The organism is Lysinibacillus sp. OL1 (genome assembly GCF_004332175.1).
GTDB lineage: Bacteria > Bacillota > Bacilli > Bacillales_A > Planococcaceae > Lysinibacillus > Lysinibacillus capsici.
In genome coordinates, this window is record NZ_SJDS01000001.1 from 205,613 (window position 1) to 220,188 (window position 14,576).

Here is a 14,576-nt window from a genome sequence, read left to right on the forward strand (position 1 = left end):
GAAAGCATTTACATTTTTATTGGATAGACATTGAGAAAGTACTATTTTGTGTAGAATAATACAATAAATAAAGGAGAAGTAGCAATAAAATAGACAGTGACTTTAAAATGTTAGGGAGGAATAGAAGATGGATCTTTTGAATAAAATTGCAGTTGTAACAGGCGCAGGAAGCGGAATTGGAAGAGCTAGCAGCTTGAAACTTGCTAGCAATGGTGCAAAAGTGGTAGTAGTGGATTTCAACAAAGAAACAGGGGAAGAAACAGTAAGCTTGATTAGAGAACAAGGCGGGGAAGGTATTTTCGTTCAGGCAGACGTTTCAAAAAGTGAAGACGTTCAGAAATATGTCAATACTGCTGTTGATACGTACGGACGTATTGATGTATTTTTCAATAATGCTGGGGTTATTCAGAAAATTTCTCCACTAACAGAGATTGAAGATGCAGAATATGACCGTATTATGTCGATCAATGTGAAGGGTGTATTCCTTGGCTTAAAATATGTTTTAAAAGTAATGGAGGGACAAGGAAGCGGTTCAATTATAAATACAGCTTCTACAGCAGGAGTTCGCAGTGAGCACAGTATGGCTGTCTATTCTGCAAGTAAGCATGCAGTAGTGGGTTTAACAAAATCAGCTTCTTTGGAGTATGTAAAAAAAGGTATTCGGATCAATGGTATCTGTCCAGGGGGAGTAGAAACGGCATTAACAAACAGTGTAACTGCGATGTTTGAAACAGGTGGCTATGTGCCAGAGGAGATTCCAAATATGAGAATGGGACGCTATGCAAAACCAGAGGAATTAGCAGAAATGGTTGTGTTCCTAGCATCGGACAAAGCAAGCTATATGACAGGCTCTATTGTGTTAGTAGATGGCGGTTTAACTTTATAATAAAAGAAGAAATCCAGTGAATCATTTCACTGGATTTCTTCTTGTTGTTGAAAAAGATGATGTCAAAGGTAGAAAAAGGAACTTTGCAAGGTGAGAGGTTGATTTCCGTTCCGCCAGCGTCCTTTCCAGGGGGCGTCTGATGAGCCGCTTCATTCACTTGCGTTCGCTCCAGGGTCTCACCTGTGACGCTAAATCCCCTAGGCGTGACGCTGGCTCCAATCCAATCAACTAGTAGCATAGCGATCAAATAGCCTATTATCTGTATTCTTAGAGGGGATAAGCTCATATTTTCAATTCAACGTGGAGAAGCGATGAGTGACAACACCTCTTCATAAAGAGTAGAGAACCTTCGCGAAAAAGGTAACACTTTTGGAGGTTCAAATGGAAGGTTACTTGACTCCCATGTGATAGCGAAACAGGGGAGCCACTAATCGGAGCGGTAGCGGAGAAAAACGGCTCGGCGCTCGCCCAAAAGAAAGCAAGTAGCCTGCAACGGAAAACCATTTCTACCTTTAAATTGACTGTTTTGTTTTTCAACCCCTAAGAAAAAATCCAGTAAATCATTTCACTGGATTTTTTGCGGTAATGAATCGAATCACTATAGGGTGAATTTTTTGAGCTCATTCATCAACGTATTAGTCATAGCTTCAAGATCGTCTATCTTAGCACTAATTTTTTGGAAGGAAAGTAGCTGTTCTTGCGTTGATGCCGATATTTCTTCTGTGCCAGCAGCCGTTTCTTCTGTAATAGCAGAAATATTTTCAATGGTACTATTTACTTGCTGGCTCATTTGATTCGTTTGTGCCATTTCTCTTGTGAGGTTTTGTAAATCGCGATGGATATTTGTTATGTGCATGGTAATAACAGAGAATGATTGTTCTGTCTCTACCATGGATTGAGATTGCTCATTTGACAGCAGATAACCTCGTTCAGCCGTAGTAAGGATGTGCGTAATGCCATCTTGAATATGCGAGACCATTGAAGTGATTAAAATCGTAGCATTCTCCGTTTCAGAAGAGAGCTTTTTAACCTCCTCGGCAACAATGGCAAACCCTTTGCCTGCTTCTCCAGCTCTTGCAGCCTCGATAGCAGCATTTAGGGCTAATAAATTTGTTTGGCTAGCAATCGTATGGACAGCATTGGCTGCGCCTTCAATTTCCGAAGTGAATTGAGAAAATTGAGCTACAGCTTCCTTAATATCAAGTGATGTGGTTGATATATCCTTTGCAATGGAAGATTGTTTTTCTAATGAATATTGACCATTTTGAACAGCCTCCAGAGCTTGTTTACCAGTGTCAGCCGATTGCTCACTTGTACGCATTACATCCCTAAATTGATCTGCCATATTATTCATTTGGAGTGCCACTGATTGAATGTCTTCTGACATCGTATAGCTGCCTTTTGCTAATTCGTCGGTTGAGGTAGCGACTTGATTACTACTTTCATGAATATTGTTCATATGGCTCGTCACTTCTTGTGTAAACAAATTAACATCCTTTCCAATAGTATCAATGGATTGTACAGTACTTTTTAAATTATTCATCATGTCTGCAAAGCTTTTTGTTAATTGATCAATCTCATATCGACTGTTTGCTTGATAGGAAAGGGTAGAAGTATCCATTGTTAAGTTTCCTGTTGCTGCAGCCTGTGCGCAATCTACAATCTGATTAATGGGTTTGGTAATTCTTTTCGCAGCTACATAGGAATAAAGTATCGTAGCAATAATTAATAGCACACTACCTATGATGGTAGAGGTTGTAATGAAACCTATTTTTTGCTTCGTTACTTGGATCATTTCTTGATACCATTCGTTCGTTTCTTTTTTGAGCAAATACATATCGTTTAAAATTCCTTTAATTCTGATGGACTGCTTTTTAATTTCAGAGCGATTGTTTTCTTGAAACCCGCTTTCAGTCGCCTTTTCTAGATTTTCAAATTTACTAGCTATTTTTTCGACGATTGTCTGATGTTCAGGTATTCTCGTTAGAGAGGTTAATGCCTCTAAATTACCTTTTGTTTCTTGTAAAATAGCGAGCGCTTCGTTTTTATTGGCTTCACTATCCAGGTAGGTAAAATTATTTAAAGATTGGCTGGCAACAACTAAACTTTGCTCTAGTTCTTTCACTGTAAGTAAAAGTTTCGTATCATCCTGTGCTGTTGTTTGGATCGTGAATGTTTGTAGGATAATAAAGCCAATCATAGCCATAGCCAATACGATTGGAATCAATGTGTTCATAAATAATTTCTTACGTAGTGTCACTGGTCATTCCTCTTTTCCGCAGTAACTTTTATCGTACCTGAAATAATGGCTTCTTTGGCTTTTTCGATAGCAGTCTGTTGCTCAGCTGTCAGTTGAATTACACGAATATCTGCTAGTCCCACACCCTGATCCGCTAAACCTAATGCAAAGGATTTTTCGGAAATTTTTCCATTTTCTACTAATGTCTTAGCGAGTTGATAGACGGCTAGATCAACATTTTTAAGCATGGATGTGACAACTGTTTTTTCGGCAACAAAAAACTGATCGATATCAACACCTGCTGCATAGATCCCCATTTCCTCTGCCTTTTTTATCGCCCCAAAGCCAGTAAAGCCTGCTGCATGGTAAATAAAATCAACGTTATTTTTGATATACCTTTCTGCTATTGCTGCACCAGCCTGGGTATCGTCAAAGGTACCAGCATAGTCACTCATAATTTCAATCGATGGCTGTACATAACGTGCCCCTTCGATAAAACCATTTTCAAAGTGATGGATAACAGGAGCATCTGCTCCACCAATAAAGCCAACTTTTCCTGTTTTACTTGTCATAGCGGCAATCATGCCAACTAAAAAGCTACCTTCTTGTTCTTTAAAGGTAATCGAAATGATGTTGTTAATATCAGATTGCCCGTCAATCAGTATAAATTGCTGAGAGGGATTTTGTTTTGCAGTCTTTTCTAGTGCTTCTTGTACAGAGAACCCGAGACCAATGATGATATCATATTTTTCTGCTACAAGTTCATTCAGCTTTTCCTCGTATTTACCATCAGGAGCCTCTTTGTAATCAAACAAAATGCCTAGCTCATCGCGTGCTTTTTCTAAGCCTTTAAAAGCGGAATCATTAAATGATTCATCGCCTAGTCCTGCATCTGATAGTAAAATTCCTATCTTATATCCTTCAGTTGATGTTTCTGTCGGTGCTGAGGAACAGCCTGCTATCAACAGAGTGATCAAAAGAAAACTAGTGAATAATTTCTTCAAATTTTGTGTACCTCCTGTTGTGTATAAAATATATATCGGCAAAAACTTAATATTTTTAGTCTGATGTCAGACATCCTTGCAAAAAAATTTTAGGATGTCTAAGAATAATGAATCATTTCTATATACATAATAAGTTAATAATATAAAGCTAGATTACTAATAAAGTAATTGATTTATAAAAGTTTTCGTAGCACTTCTTGTATGTACAGCACTATAAAGCCTAACGCAAATAGCGTCAGGCTTTATATGTTCTAAACAGCGCCGAATAATTTTAATAAATTAATAATAATAATGCCGATTACCCCAAAGTCTGAATCTCCGAAGGTTGTACCTTCATAACCAATATCCCCCATAAAGATAAGGAGTATGGCTGGAATAAAGCTAATTAATAAACCATTGGCAAAGGCTCCGGACATCGCACCAATTCTACCGCCAGTAGCATTTCCAAAGACACCCGCCGCAGCACCTGTGAAGAAATGTGGAACAAGACCTGGCACGATGACTTTTAGTCCGATGAAGGGGAGTATAAACATGGAAACCAGCCCTGCTATAAAACTAAAAATGAAACCAATAATAACGGCATTTGGTGCAAAAGGAAAGATGGTTGGGCAATCAAGTGCTGGTTTTGTATTTGGTACAAGCTTATCTGCAATGCCTTTGAAGGCTGGAATAATTTCAGCAATTAACATCCGTACACCTGCTAAAATAATATAAACACCCGCTGCGAATGTAATCGCTTGCATAATAGCGAAAATAATAAAATTTGAGCCAGCTGATAATTGTGACTCAATATAGGAAGGGCCAGCAAAAAGGGCAACAATTACAAAGAACACACTCATTGTTAAAGAAATAGCAACTGAGGTATCTCGTAAAAAGCCTAATGCTTTCGGAACCTGTATATCTTCTGTGGATTTCATTTTATTACCGAAGAGCTTACCAATCTTTGCAGAAACATAATAGCCAACACTGCCAAAGTGACCAACAGCAAAGTCATCACTCCCTGTTATTTGTCGAACTGTCGGCTGTAAAATGGCAGGGAACACGACCATACAAAGTCCAAGAATGATAGACCCAACAAGAATAAGAGGTGTACCACTCATCCCTCCAACTGATAATGAAGCGGCGATTAAACAAGCCATAAATAATGTATGATGTCCAGTTAAAAAGATATATTTTAATGGCGTAAATCGCGCAAATAGTAGATTCATAATCATACCAAATACCATGATTAGTGCAGTAGCTGTACCAAAATTAGTCTGAGCAGCTGCCACGATGGCCTCATTGTTGGGAATGACTCCCTGTACTTGAAAGGCATGATCGAACATTTTACTAAAATGATCTAAAGAGCCAATTAAGACAGTGGCACCAGCTCCGAGGATGACAAAGCCCATTATCGTTTTTAAAGTACCTGACAGAACAGTGGAACTTGATTTTTTTTGAATAAGTAAACCAATAAAAGCGAATAGGCCGACTAATATAGCTGGTGTTCCTAAAATGTCATGCATGATAACATCTAACATACCAACACCTCATCCTATCCAAATTTTTAATGCTTAAAGCAACGGTTCAAGCTTTTCTTTTATTTCTGAAATACTCATCATATTTACGATGCTCACAATGATTCCTTTGTCTTTCGCTAATTCATTCACGATATCTGCTGCCCCTAAATAAATATCTGCTTTCTCCGCCTTGGCAGACGCTAAATCTGTATGCGTTACCTCTGCATCTTTCCCCAATACTTCTAATGCTTTTTTAACATTCAATTCTAAAATAAAGCTACTTCCTAAACCGCTTCCACACACGACTAAAATTTTCATTCTGTTGACTCCTTTGTCGTATATTGTTTGATTTTCTCCCATATCATGTCCGCATGTTGACAGGCGATTAGGTCATCAATCTGATCGGGTTCTTGTAAGACTAATGCCAAATCAGCCAACACCTGTAGATGTGAAGCATTGTCAATGGCAGCTAGCACAATCAGTAGGTAGACAGGCTGATTAGGGCTAAAAAAAACAGGCTTTTGTAATCGTAGCAAGCTTATGGCTAGTTCAAGAACCCCATCAGATGGCCGTGCATGAGGAATGGCTACTTTAGGTGTGATGACAACATAAGGACCATAGTGTTCAATCGATCGAATCATGGCTTCGACATAGTGCTGTTCAATTTTGTGTTGTTGTACTAATGGGCTAGCCGCTAAATGAATTGCTTCTTGCCATGATCGGACAAAGTTTGCAAGCTGTATACAATCTTTTGTCAACAGCTTGGTTAGCAAGGACAACCCTCCTTTCATAAAAATATCTTCCCATTCCATGTTATTACGACTGTATGTGGAATTATGTCATCGTAGAAGACATTTTTAATTGCTTTGCTATTTCATAAACCGACATTTTGACAAATTCATCCATTTTATGATCTAAGCGCGTTTTCGGATAAATCAATTGAATTTTTCTATTTAGTGTTACATCATGTAGATCTTTCTTCAGCAGTACACCTGATTTTAATTCTTCTTCTATTAAGGAAACAGATAGAAACGCCAAGTTTTTGCCAAAGGTCAGCATCTTTTTAATCGTGCTCACAGAATCCAGCTCAATTGTGTAAATAGAAGGCTGAAATGGGTCCATCCACTTTTCAATGAAGTGATTCGTGGAGCTAGAGGATGTATGCAACAATAGCTTGTATTTAAGAATATCTTCTTTGGTGATGTCTTTTTGTGCTGCTAGCTCGTGAGATGGGCTGAATGCCAATACAAGTGCATCTTCACCGATTGTTTCGTAATGAAGTAAAGGATTTTCCTGCTTAGTCTCCATGATGAGCCCAAAATCTAATTCTTGTAGTGCTACCTTTTTTTCAATTTCTGGTGCTGTTTTTACTTCTAATGAAATGCGAATCTCAGGATAGGTCGTTGAAACTTGATGAATTAAATCTGCCATAAAAATATGGGCAGGTAAGCCACTCGCCCCTAGTCGTAATGAACCGATATGGCCTGCTAAAAGATTTTCAATAAAACGATCCATATCCTTTTGAAGTTGAACCATTTGACGAGCGTAATGATACACACCTTCGCCCGCTTCTGTTAAACGGTATCCTCCAGCATTTGTTCGAAATAAATGAATACCGTATTCCTCCTCTATAGAGCGAATATGAAAGGATACGGTGGGGGCTGTAATGCCAAGTGCTTTGGCGACAGGGGCTAATTTTTTTAATTCTACAAGTAAGCAAAATGCCTGTAATTTACTATTGTTCATTTTATCCTCCTAAAGGAAATTAGAAAAAATCTTGTATTTGCTTTAGTTTATTAGATTTTTTTTAACGTGTTATTAATAGTAGATTAATATTTTCTAAATATCTGGAATTTATAGTTGTAAGTAACGAGGAGGATACTTATGAAAATCTCATTAAAAAATATCGAGAAAAAATATGGGCAGTCTCAAGCATTGTGGCCGATTGATGTGGAGTTAGATCAGCAATTTATTACGATTCTCGGACAATCAGGCTGTGGCAAAACAACCTTATTAAAGTTGATAGCTGGCCTTGAACAGCCATCAAAAGGAGAAATACGATTTGATGACACCCTCATTTATTCTTCGGTGTCTCGTAAAAATGTCAAACCAAATAAGCGTAATATTGCCATGGTTTTTCAAGATTTTGCTCTATGGCCACATATGACCATCTTCCAAAATATTGCCTTTGGCTTAAAGGGCATTATTCCTAAATCAGCTATTCCTGAACGAGTCGAGCATGTGATGCGATTGGTAAAAATGCAAGGCTATGAGAAACGGAAGCCAGGTGAATTATCGGGTGGACAACAGCAGCGAGTGGCATTAGCTAGAGCTTTAGCGACCAAACCGCAATTAATTTTATTTGATGAACCTTTATCCGCTCTCGATGCTGTTTTAAGAGAGCAAATGCAAGATGAAATCATGCACCTCATTCATGAGCTTAATTGCCAAGCCATTTTCGTAACACATGATCAAACAGAGGCCATGACAATGTCTGATCAAATTATCGTTATGGAGGCAGGGAGGATTGCTCAAATTGGCTCGCCTGAGGAAATTTATCGTGCACCAGCAACGCCCTATGTGGCAGATTTTATTGGCAAAGTGAATTGGCTTCACAATCGACAATCAATTGTGCGACCTGAGGGTGTTTCGAGAATATCGCGTCCTGGTACGATTGCCAAACAAGCGCAGATTGTGAAAAGTACATTTGTTGGCGATCGTTATCTCGTACAAGCACAGGTAGAAGGACAGTATTGGAGCTTTTATGAAAAGCAGCCATTAGAGCATGGAGAAAGATTGCAAGTTTTTATTGATGAAAAACAAATCTATCAATTGGAGGGTTTACATTGAAGAAACGACATTTTAAATTATGGGCAACTGCTGGCATTTTATTGGCCTTAGCATTAGCTGGCTGTGGTAATAAAGAGGCAAAAGAGACGAATGAAGCAAGTGCAAAGTCACAGGAGGAGAAAGTTCTGACAGTGTATTCTGCTGGGCCAGATGGTTTAGCTGCAAATATTCAGCAAGCATTTGAAGAAAAAACAGGGATTAAAGTGGAAATGTTTCAAGGAACTACGGGTAAAATTCTCTCTCGTTTAGAAGCGGAAAAAAATAATCCTGTAGCTGACATTGTTGTGCTTGCCTCTGTTGCCTCAATGGATGGGTTAAAAGCAACAGATCAATTGCAAAGCTACGAAGCGGCTAAAAACAAGGACAAAATCAATAGTGATTGGTCGGATCAAGATGGATATTTTTATGGCTACAGTGCCTCTGCTTTAGGTATTGCCTATAATACGAAAAATACGACACAGGCCCCTACGGATTGGTCTGATTTAGCAAAAGCTGATTGGCAAAATAAAATGAATATACCAGATCCAAGTCTGTCAGGCTCTGCTGTTGATTTCTTATTTGGCTACACAGCAGCAGAAAAAACAGCTTGGAGTACGATTGATAGTTGGAAGAAAAATGGCTTACAAGTCAATGGTGCGAATAAAGAAGCCTTGGATGCGGTTATTACAGGCGAGAAAAATGCCACGATTGCAGGTGTAGATTATATGGCTTATAAAGCAAAAGCAGACGGTGAGCCAGTGGAAATTATCTATCCGACGAGTGGGACAGTAGTTAGTCCAAGAGCAGTAGGTATTTTAAAGGATGCACAACATGTAGAATCTGCACAAGCCTATGTTGATTTTTTATTGTCAGATGAAGGGCAAAAGCTAGTAGCAGATGCTTACTTATTACCAGGGAATAAAGATATTGCTGTGAAAAATCGTGCAGCATTAGATGACATTCCACAGTTAACAGTTGATTGGATGGGTGCGGAAGCGAAACAGCTGGAAGTACTAACAAAGTTTACGGATTTAATTCGCTAAATAAAGGGAGGTTGATATACCTCCTTCTAGTTTTCATAGAGAAGGGTTGACATCGTCATGATAATGGAAGGAAGACGAGCTTTTGGATTTTTACTGACAATTGTCATCATATTTGCTATCGCACCGTTGATGGCCATTTTATTTTATACCTTTATAAAAGAGGGACATGTTGATATATCACAGTTTAGTCGAATGTTTGCACACGATAGAATATGGAAAATACTTGGAAATTCGATGATTTTAGGAGTTTTCGTGATTATTGGGACAACAATTATCGCATTACCTATGGCTCTCATTCGCACGAAAACAAGTTTATATCAATATGAATGGCTCGATATAGTGTTAACGATTCCATTTATGACACCTCCCTATATTGGTTCAATGGGCTGGATTTTGTTTATGCAGCACAATGGTTTTTTACAGCAGCTTATTCCAAGTGCTGCTTGGATGACAGATTCCTTCTTTTCCTTATTTGGCATGGTAGTGATCATGAGCCTACACCTGTTTCCATTTTTGTATTTAATGCTGAAAAATACATTGCTTCGCATAAATGGCTCATTTTTAGATGCAGCGCTGATTTTTGGGCGAAGTTCTTCGCAAAATTGGCTAAAGGTTGTGTTACCTCTTTTGCTTTCGAGCTATGTTTTGGGAAGTCTCCTTATTTTTATTAAGACACTTGCTGAATTTGGAACGCCAGCTACATTCGGCAGTCGGATTGGGTTTCAAGTGTTTACAACCGAAATTCATTCCTATTTATCAAGATGGCCAGTTGATATTCGCATGGCAACCTCGCTATCCTTATTCTTATTGTCAGTTTGCTTAGTCATTTGGTATTTCCAAAATCTCATTGGACGCAAATATACATATGGTGTGCTATCAGGAAAAACACCTGCTAGACGTGAGATCAAGGACAAGTGGTATATAAGAACAGCTTCGTGGACTTTTGTAGGGCTTGTTTTATTGCTATCTATCGGCATTCCTTATTTCTCTATTATCGTGACCTCTTTGCAAAAGGTACGGGGAGATGGTTTACAGGCAGGGAATTTCAGTTTGGCTTCTTATCAAGAGGTCTTCACTAGTGGAAGTGCAGGATTGACAGCATTTTTAAATAGCATTGTTTTTTCTATCATGACGGCCTTGATAACCGCCATAATAGGTTTATTCATCGCTCTTTATATTAAAAAAGGAGAAACCAGAAAGCAGCAAATATTAGACTTCTTTAGTTTAATGCCTAATATTATTCCGGGGATTGTCTTTGTTGTAGGTTTAATTATGTTTTGGAATGCTCCCTGGCTTCCTGCAACAATTTATAACACAAAGGCAATGGTAGTAGTCACATACTGTGTACTGTTTTTACCTTATTCGGTGCAGTATATAAAGTCTTCGTTTTCACAATTAGATGCCTCTATTTTTCAATCAGCTGCTATTTTTGGACGTAGTAACATTGCGGTTTATCGTCGCATCATCCTACCACTTTTGATGCAGGGTATTTTAACAGGAATGATGATGACTTTTATTATTTCAATGCGAGAGCTTGTAGCTGGCCTTTTAATTTTGCCACCATCCGTAGAGACAGGGGCAACCTTTATCTATAGCCAATTTGAGCAAGGCAATGTAGGGGTTGGAATGGCAGTAGCTGTTATAACCGTCCTTATAACTGTTATTTTTATGTTCCTATTGGGTTGGCTACAAAAACGAGGAGGGCAGGCCAATGCTTAGTGTTGAAATTTTAGGTGGTGTAGGCGAATATGGGCGCAATTGTTTTTATATTGAAAATCAGACGCAGGCCATTTTATTGGATTGTGGCATTATGAAAAATACACAAAAAACGCCACCAAATATGACATCTAATCATATTGAAAAGCTAGCTGCTGTCTTTATTTCTCATTCGCATATTGATCATGTAGGGGCATTGCCATTACTACAGAACATGGGCTATACGGGACCGATACTAATGAGTCATACAACTGCTCAGCAGCTTCCACTGCCTATTCCACAAATCCGAACTTTCTATCCAGATACGATTGGAAAATGGATAGAGGTCAATGAATATCTTGCCTTTCAATGGGGATATAGTGGGCATTTAATTGGAAGCGTGTGGTACAAAATTCGTTTCTTTGATGAAATGATTTTTTTCTCTGGTGATTATGTAGTCGATTCGTATTTATTAAAGGCGACCTTACCAGAGGAGGATGGAACGGTTTATGATGTAGCGTTTATTGATAGTGGACATGCGGAAAAATGTATTCGAAACCTTGAGGTGTTACAGCAAATGGCTATGTATGTAAAGGCACATCCCAATCATTCATTTATATTCCCCTCCTCTTTTTCGGGAAAAACAGTCGATATTATGACGTATCTTTCAGAACATACAACTCGAGCGATTAGGATAGATGCCAAGCTACAACCTTTATTGGCGCATTATGATAAAGAACATGAAAATATTTGGCCAAATAAAGTGATGCTTTTAGAACGACTCAAGCAAAAACAGGACAGTGACCATGTACTGTATTTTGTCTCAGAGCAGGATGAGGCTCAAGTGGAGGAGCTTGCAAAGAATTATCCGACGGCAATTTTTGTTCATACAGGCTATTCTCGTCATGCTTACAATCCAGCTGGTTTAAAGCATTTCTCTGAGGAGTTCTTCTATAAAACACATCCAGACTATTGGGATTTAGTGGCACTGTCGCAGAGACTTCGTGCACGACAAACGATCTATTTTCACAGTACACATACAAATTTAACCACAACATTTCTGAAGGAGGAATTAAAGCGTGACTAAACTAAAAAAATGGGCATTTTATCTGTGTGTCGTGGGCTTGATAGTGATTAGTATGATTAGTGTGAATACAACACAAGCGAAAGCAGCCATTGAGCCAGGCCATGAAATTAAATTCAATATTAAACCTGAGATTTTTAATGAATCAATTATTCTCCAGGCTTTTCAAGCAACTAAAAAGAATGACGTAAAAGTTTATTTTTATGATACGCTTGACCAATCGTTTCTACGTGATGACTATATACACCGCTTACGTGTATATAAGGGTAGTAATAAAATGGATGTAACCTACAAAAAGCGTTTTTTAAACACACCTTTAAGTGAAGCAATGGCAGAAACAATGAATCATGGTTTTACTGGTTCTGAGTCAAATTATAAGTTTGAGCTAGATATTAAGGGAGATCATCGTACATTTACGATAAGCCGAAAGGAATCCTTGAAGACTTCTGCTGAGATCTCTTATGATTCAGTTGCTACAAATGTTGCGAAAAAACTCATTCTTGAAAATGCGCCAAAGAAAATTGTCAATTGGAATTCCGAAGCATGGTATAAAAATACGTTGTCTCAAGTTGTGGTATATGGGCCTGCTAATGCTACGACCTTTAAAGGAAGCTTTTTAGGACATGAAGCGGATATAGAGGTATGGCAGTACAAAGGAGACATTATGGTTGAACTTTCTACGAAGGTAGATGATGCGGCTCAAGCAGCTACTATAGAAAGGCAATGGTATGAGCAGCTATTATCCACTGGCTATCTAAGCGGGGATCAACGTGGTAAAACGGCATTTGTTATGGATAAATGAATAGGACGATAATGATTTCGCCTCATATAGAAATGAGGCGAAATTTTTCTTTGGCAACAGAGAGATTAAAAAAGTAGGTCCATGTTTGTTCTAACTTTGATAATTTCGCTTACACTTACTATAGGACGAACTTTGGGTGATATGAGGGGGAAATAACATAGCAAAAAAAATGGGCATTGTTACACTGCTACTTTTCGGTGTTTATGTGCTTTGTATGTACTGGTATATATTCCACAGCGGTGGTGGTAAAATACCAAGTGCCTTACAAGGAACGGCGGCAGATCCAGTGATGTTTATGTCTGGCAAGGAGCTTTTTTTAAGTGGTGAATATTCAAAAATAAGGAACTTTGTATTCTTTGTAGCCACACCTTTAGAATGGCTTATTTACTTCTTGATTTTACTATTGGGCGTATCTCGTTATTTTGAAAAAGTGACGACCTCCCAAACGAAGTGGAAGCTATTGCAAAATGCGGGTTACTTATTCCTATTATCTTTATTGCTCTATATTGTGCTATTCCCACTTGATTATTATCGCTATCATCTAAGCAAAAGCTATGGCATTAGTACACAAGCATTTGCATCTTGGATGAAGGATGGTGTCATTGATTTTTGGGTGAATTTTGGCACTAGCTTGATTATTGTTACGGTGATTTATTGGCTCATTAAAAAGAGCGAAAAAAGATGGTGGCTCTATGCTTGGCTTTTAACCATCCCTTTTACAATCTTTGTGATGTTCATTCAGCCTGTTGTCATTGATCCTTTATACAATGATTTTTATCCACTAAAAAATAAAGAGCTGGAAACAAAGATACTTACACTTGCTACACAGGCGAATATTCCTGCAGAGCATGTTTATGAGGTCAACATGGCAGAAAAGACTAATGCCTTAAACGCTTATGTGACAGGGATTGGGAGTAATTCGAGAATTGTGCTATGGGATACTACATTAAATAGACTAACAGACAATGAAATTTTGTTTATCATGGCACATGAAATGGGACATTATGTAGAAAAGCATATTTATTTTGGCATTGCAGGCTATTTATTCTTAATGTTAATAGGGCTATGGCTAACAGCGAAAATTATGCGTCGCCTGATTTCACGATATGGACAGGTTTTAAAAATTAATAAAATCAGTAGCATTCGTTCCTATCCATTATTTTTACTCATTACTTCTATTTTACTATTTGCTTCCAATCCAGTATCCAATTTTATATCGAGATATCAAGAAACGAGAGCCGATCAATATGCGATTAGCCTTATGAATGATCGAGAAGCGGCTGTAACAGCATTTCAAAAGCTAACGATTTCAGGCTTAAGTGAAGTGAACCCGCCACTCTTAGTGAAGTGGTTCCGTTATACACATCCACCGATGCTTGAGCGAATCTATAAAGTTGCGGATACAGGGGAACATAAACAAAATATGCCTTTAAAGGAAGAACAGAAGAAAAAGTAAGAGGATAGGTTTTTCAGGAGCGTAAATTGGGTAGTCTAT

Annotated in this window: 13 protein-coding genes; 7 read left to right on the forward strand and 6 right to left on the reverse strand. The window is 38.3% G+C overall.

Annotation, left to right across the window (positions count from 1 at the left end):
- The first annotated feature begins 127 nt into the window (after positions 1-127).
- Positions 128-886 (forward strand): SDR family NAD(P)-dependent oxidoreductase, encoded by a 759-nt coding sequence (locus EW028_RS01065; protein ID WP_103117696.1) that lies wholly within the window; start codon positions 128-130, stop codon positions 884-886.
- Between the two features lie 598 nt (positions 887-1,484).
- Here EW028_RS01065 and EW028_RS01075 read toward each other — a convergent pair.
- From EW028_RS01075 to EW028_RS01100, 6 genes are all read right to left on the reverse strand, one after another.
- Positions 1,485-3,146 carry a methyl-accepting chemotaxis protein gene (locus EW028_RS01075; protein ID WP_131519630.1) on the reverse strand — a complete coding sequence of 554 codons (1,662 nt, stop codon included), beginning with the start codon at positions 3,144-3,146 and terminating at the stop codon, positions 1,485-1,487.
- Positions 3,143-4,129: a BMP family lipoprotein gene (locus EW028_RS01080; RefSeq protein WP_131519631.1), complete on the reverse strand. Its 987-nt coding sequence runs from the start codon at positions 4,127-4,129 to the stop codon at positions 3,143-3,145. Before EW028_RS01080 ends, EW028_RS01075 begins: the two co-directional genes overlap by 4 nt.
- A 251-nt stretch (positions 4,130-4,380) precedes the next feature.
- A complete protein-coding gene (locus EW028_RS01085) occupies positions 4,381-5,649 on the reverse strand; it encodes a PTS ascorbate transporter subunit IIC (protein WP_066037585.1) in 1,269 nt (422 codons plus the stop codon).
- Between the two features lie 33 nt (positions 5,650-5,682).
- On the reverse strand, positions 5,683-5,946 hold the full coding sequence (locus EW028_RS01090) for a PTS sugar transporter subunit IIB (protein ID WP_004232490.1): 264 nt from the start codon (positions 5,944-5,946) through the stop codon (positions 5,683-5,685).
- Positions 5,943-6,401 (reverse strand): PTS sugar transporter subunit IIA, encoded by a 459-nt coding sequence (locus EW028_RS01095; RefSeq protein ID WP_131519632.1) that lies wholly within the window; start codon positions 6,399-6,401, stop codon positions 5,943-5,945. Before EW028_RS01095 ends, EW028_RS01090 begins: the two co-directional genes overlap by 4 nt.
- Positions 6,402-6,462: 61 nt before the next feature.
- Positions 6,463-7,374 carry a LysR family transcriptional regulator gene (locus EW028_RS01100; protein WP_131519633.1) on the reverse strand — a complete coding sequence of 304 codons (912 nt, stop codon included), beginning with the start codon at positions 7,372-7,374 and terminating at the stop codon, positions 6,463-6,465.
- Between the two features lie 138 nt (positions 7,375-7,512).
- Between EW028_RS01100 and EW028_RS01105 the strand changes: the two genes are divergently transcribed.
- From EW028_RS01105 to EW028_RS01130, 6 genes are all read left to right on the forward strand, one after another.
- Positions 7,513-8,478: an ABC transporter ATP-binding protein gene (locus EW028_RS01105; RefSeq protein WP_131519634.1), complete on the forward strand. Its 966-nt coding sequence runs from the start codon at positions 7,513-7,515 to the stop codon at positions 8,476-8,478.
- A complete protein-coding gene (locus EW028_RS01110; protein ID WP_131519635.1) occupies positions 8,475-9,500 on the forward strand; it encodes an ABC transporter substrate-binding protein in 1,026 nt (341 codons plus the stop codon). The genes EW028_RS01105 and EW028_RS01110 overlap by 4 nt, the downstream gene beginning before the upstream one ends.
- Positions 9,501-9,557: 57 nt before the next feature.
- Complete coding sequence (locus EW028_RS01115) at positions 9,558-11,219, forward strand: ABC transporter permease (protein ID WP_131519636.1); 1,662 nt, start codon at positions 9,558-9,560, stop codon at positions 11,217-11,219.
- Entirely contained in the window at positions 11,212-12,282 is a 1,071-nt protein-coding gene (locus EW028_RS01120) for an MBL fold metallo-hydrolase (protein WP_131519637.1), read from the forward strand. Before EW028_RS01115 ends, EW028_RS01120 begins: the two co-directional genes overlap by 8 nt.
- Entirely contained in the window at positions 12,275-13,081 is an 807-nt protein-coding gene (locus tag EW028_RS01125) for a hypothetical protein (RefSeq protein WP_131519638.1), read from the forward strand. The genes EW028_RS01120 and EW028_RS01125 overlap by 8 nt, the downstream gene beginning before the upstream one ends.
- Positions 13,082-13,238: 157 nt before the next feature.
- Positions 13,239-14,537, forward strand: a complete 1,299-nt coding sequence (locus EW028_RS01130; RefSeq protein WP_305036168.1) for a M48 family metallopeptidase — start codon at positions 13,239-13,241, stop codon at positions 14,535-14,537.
- The last annotated feature ends 39 nt before the right edge of the window (positions 14,538-14,576 follow it).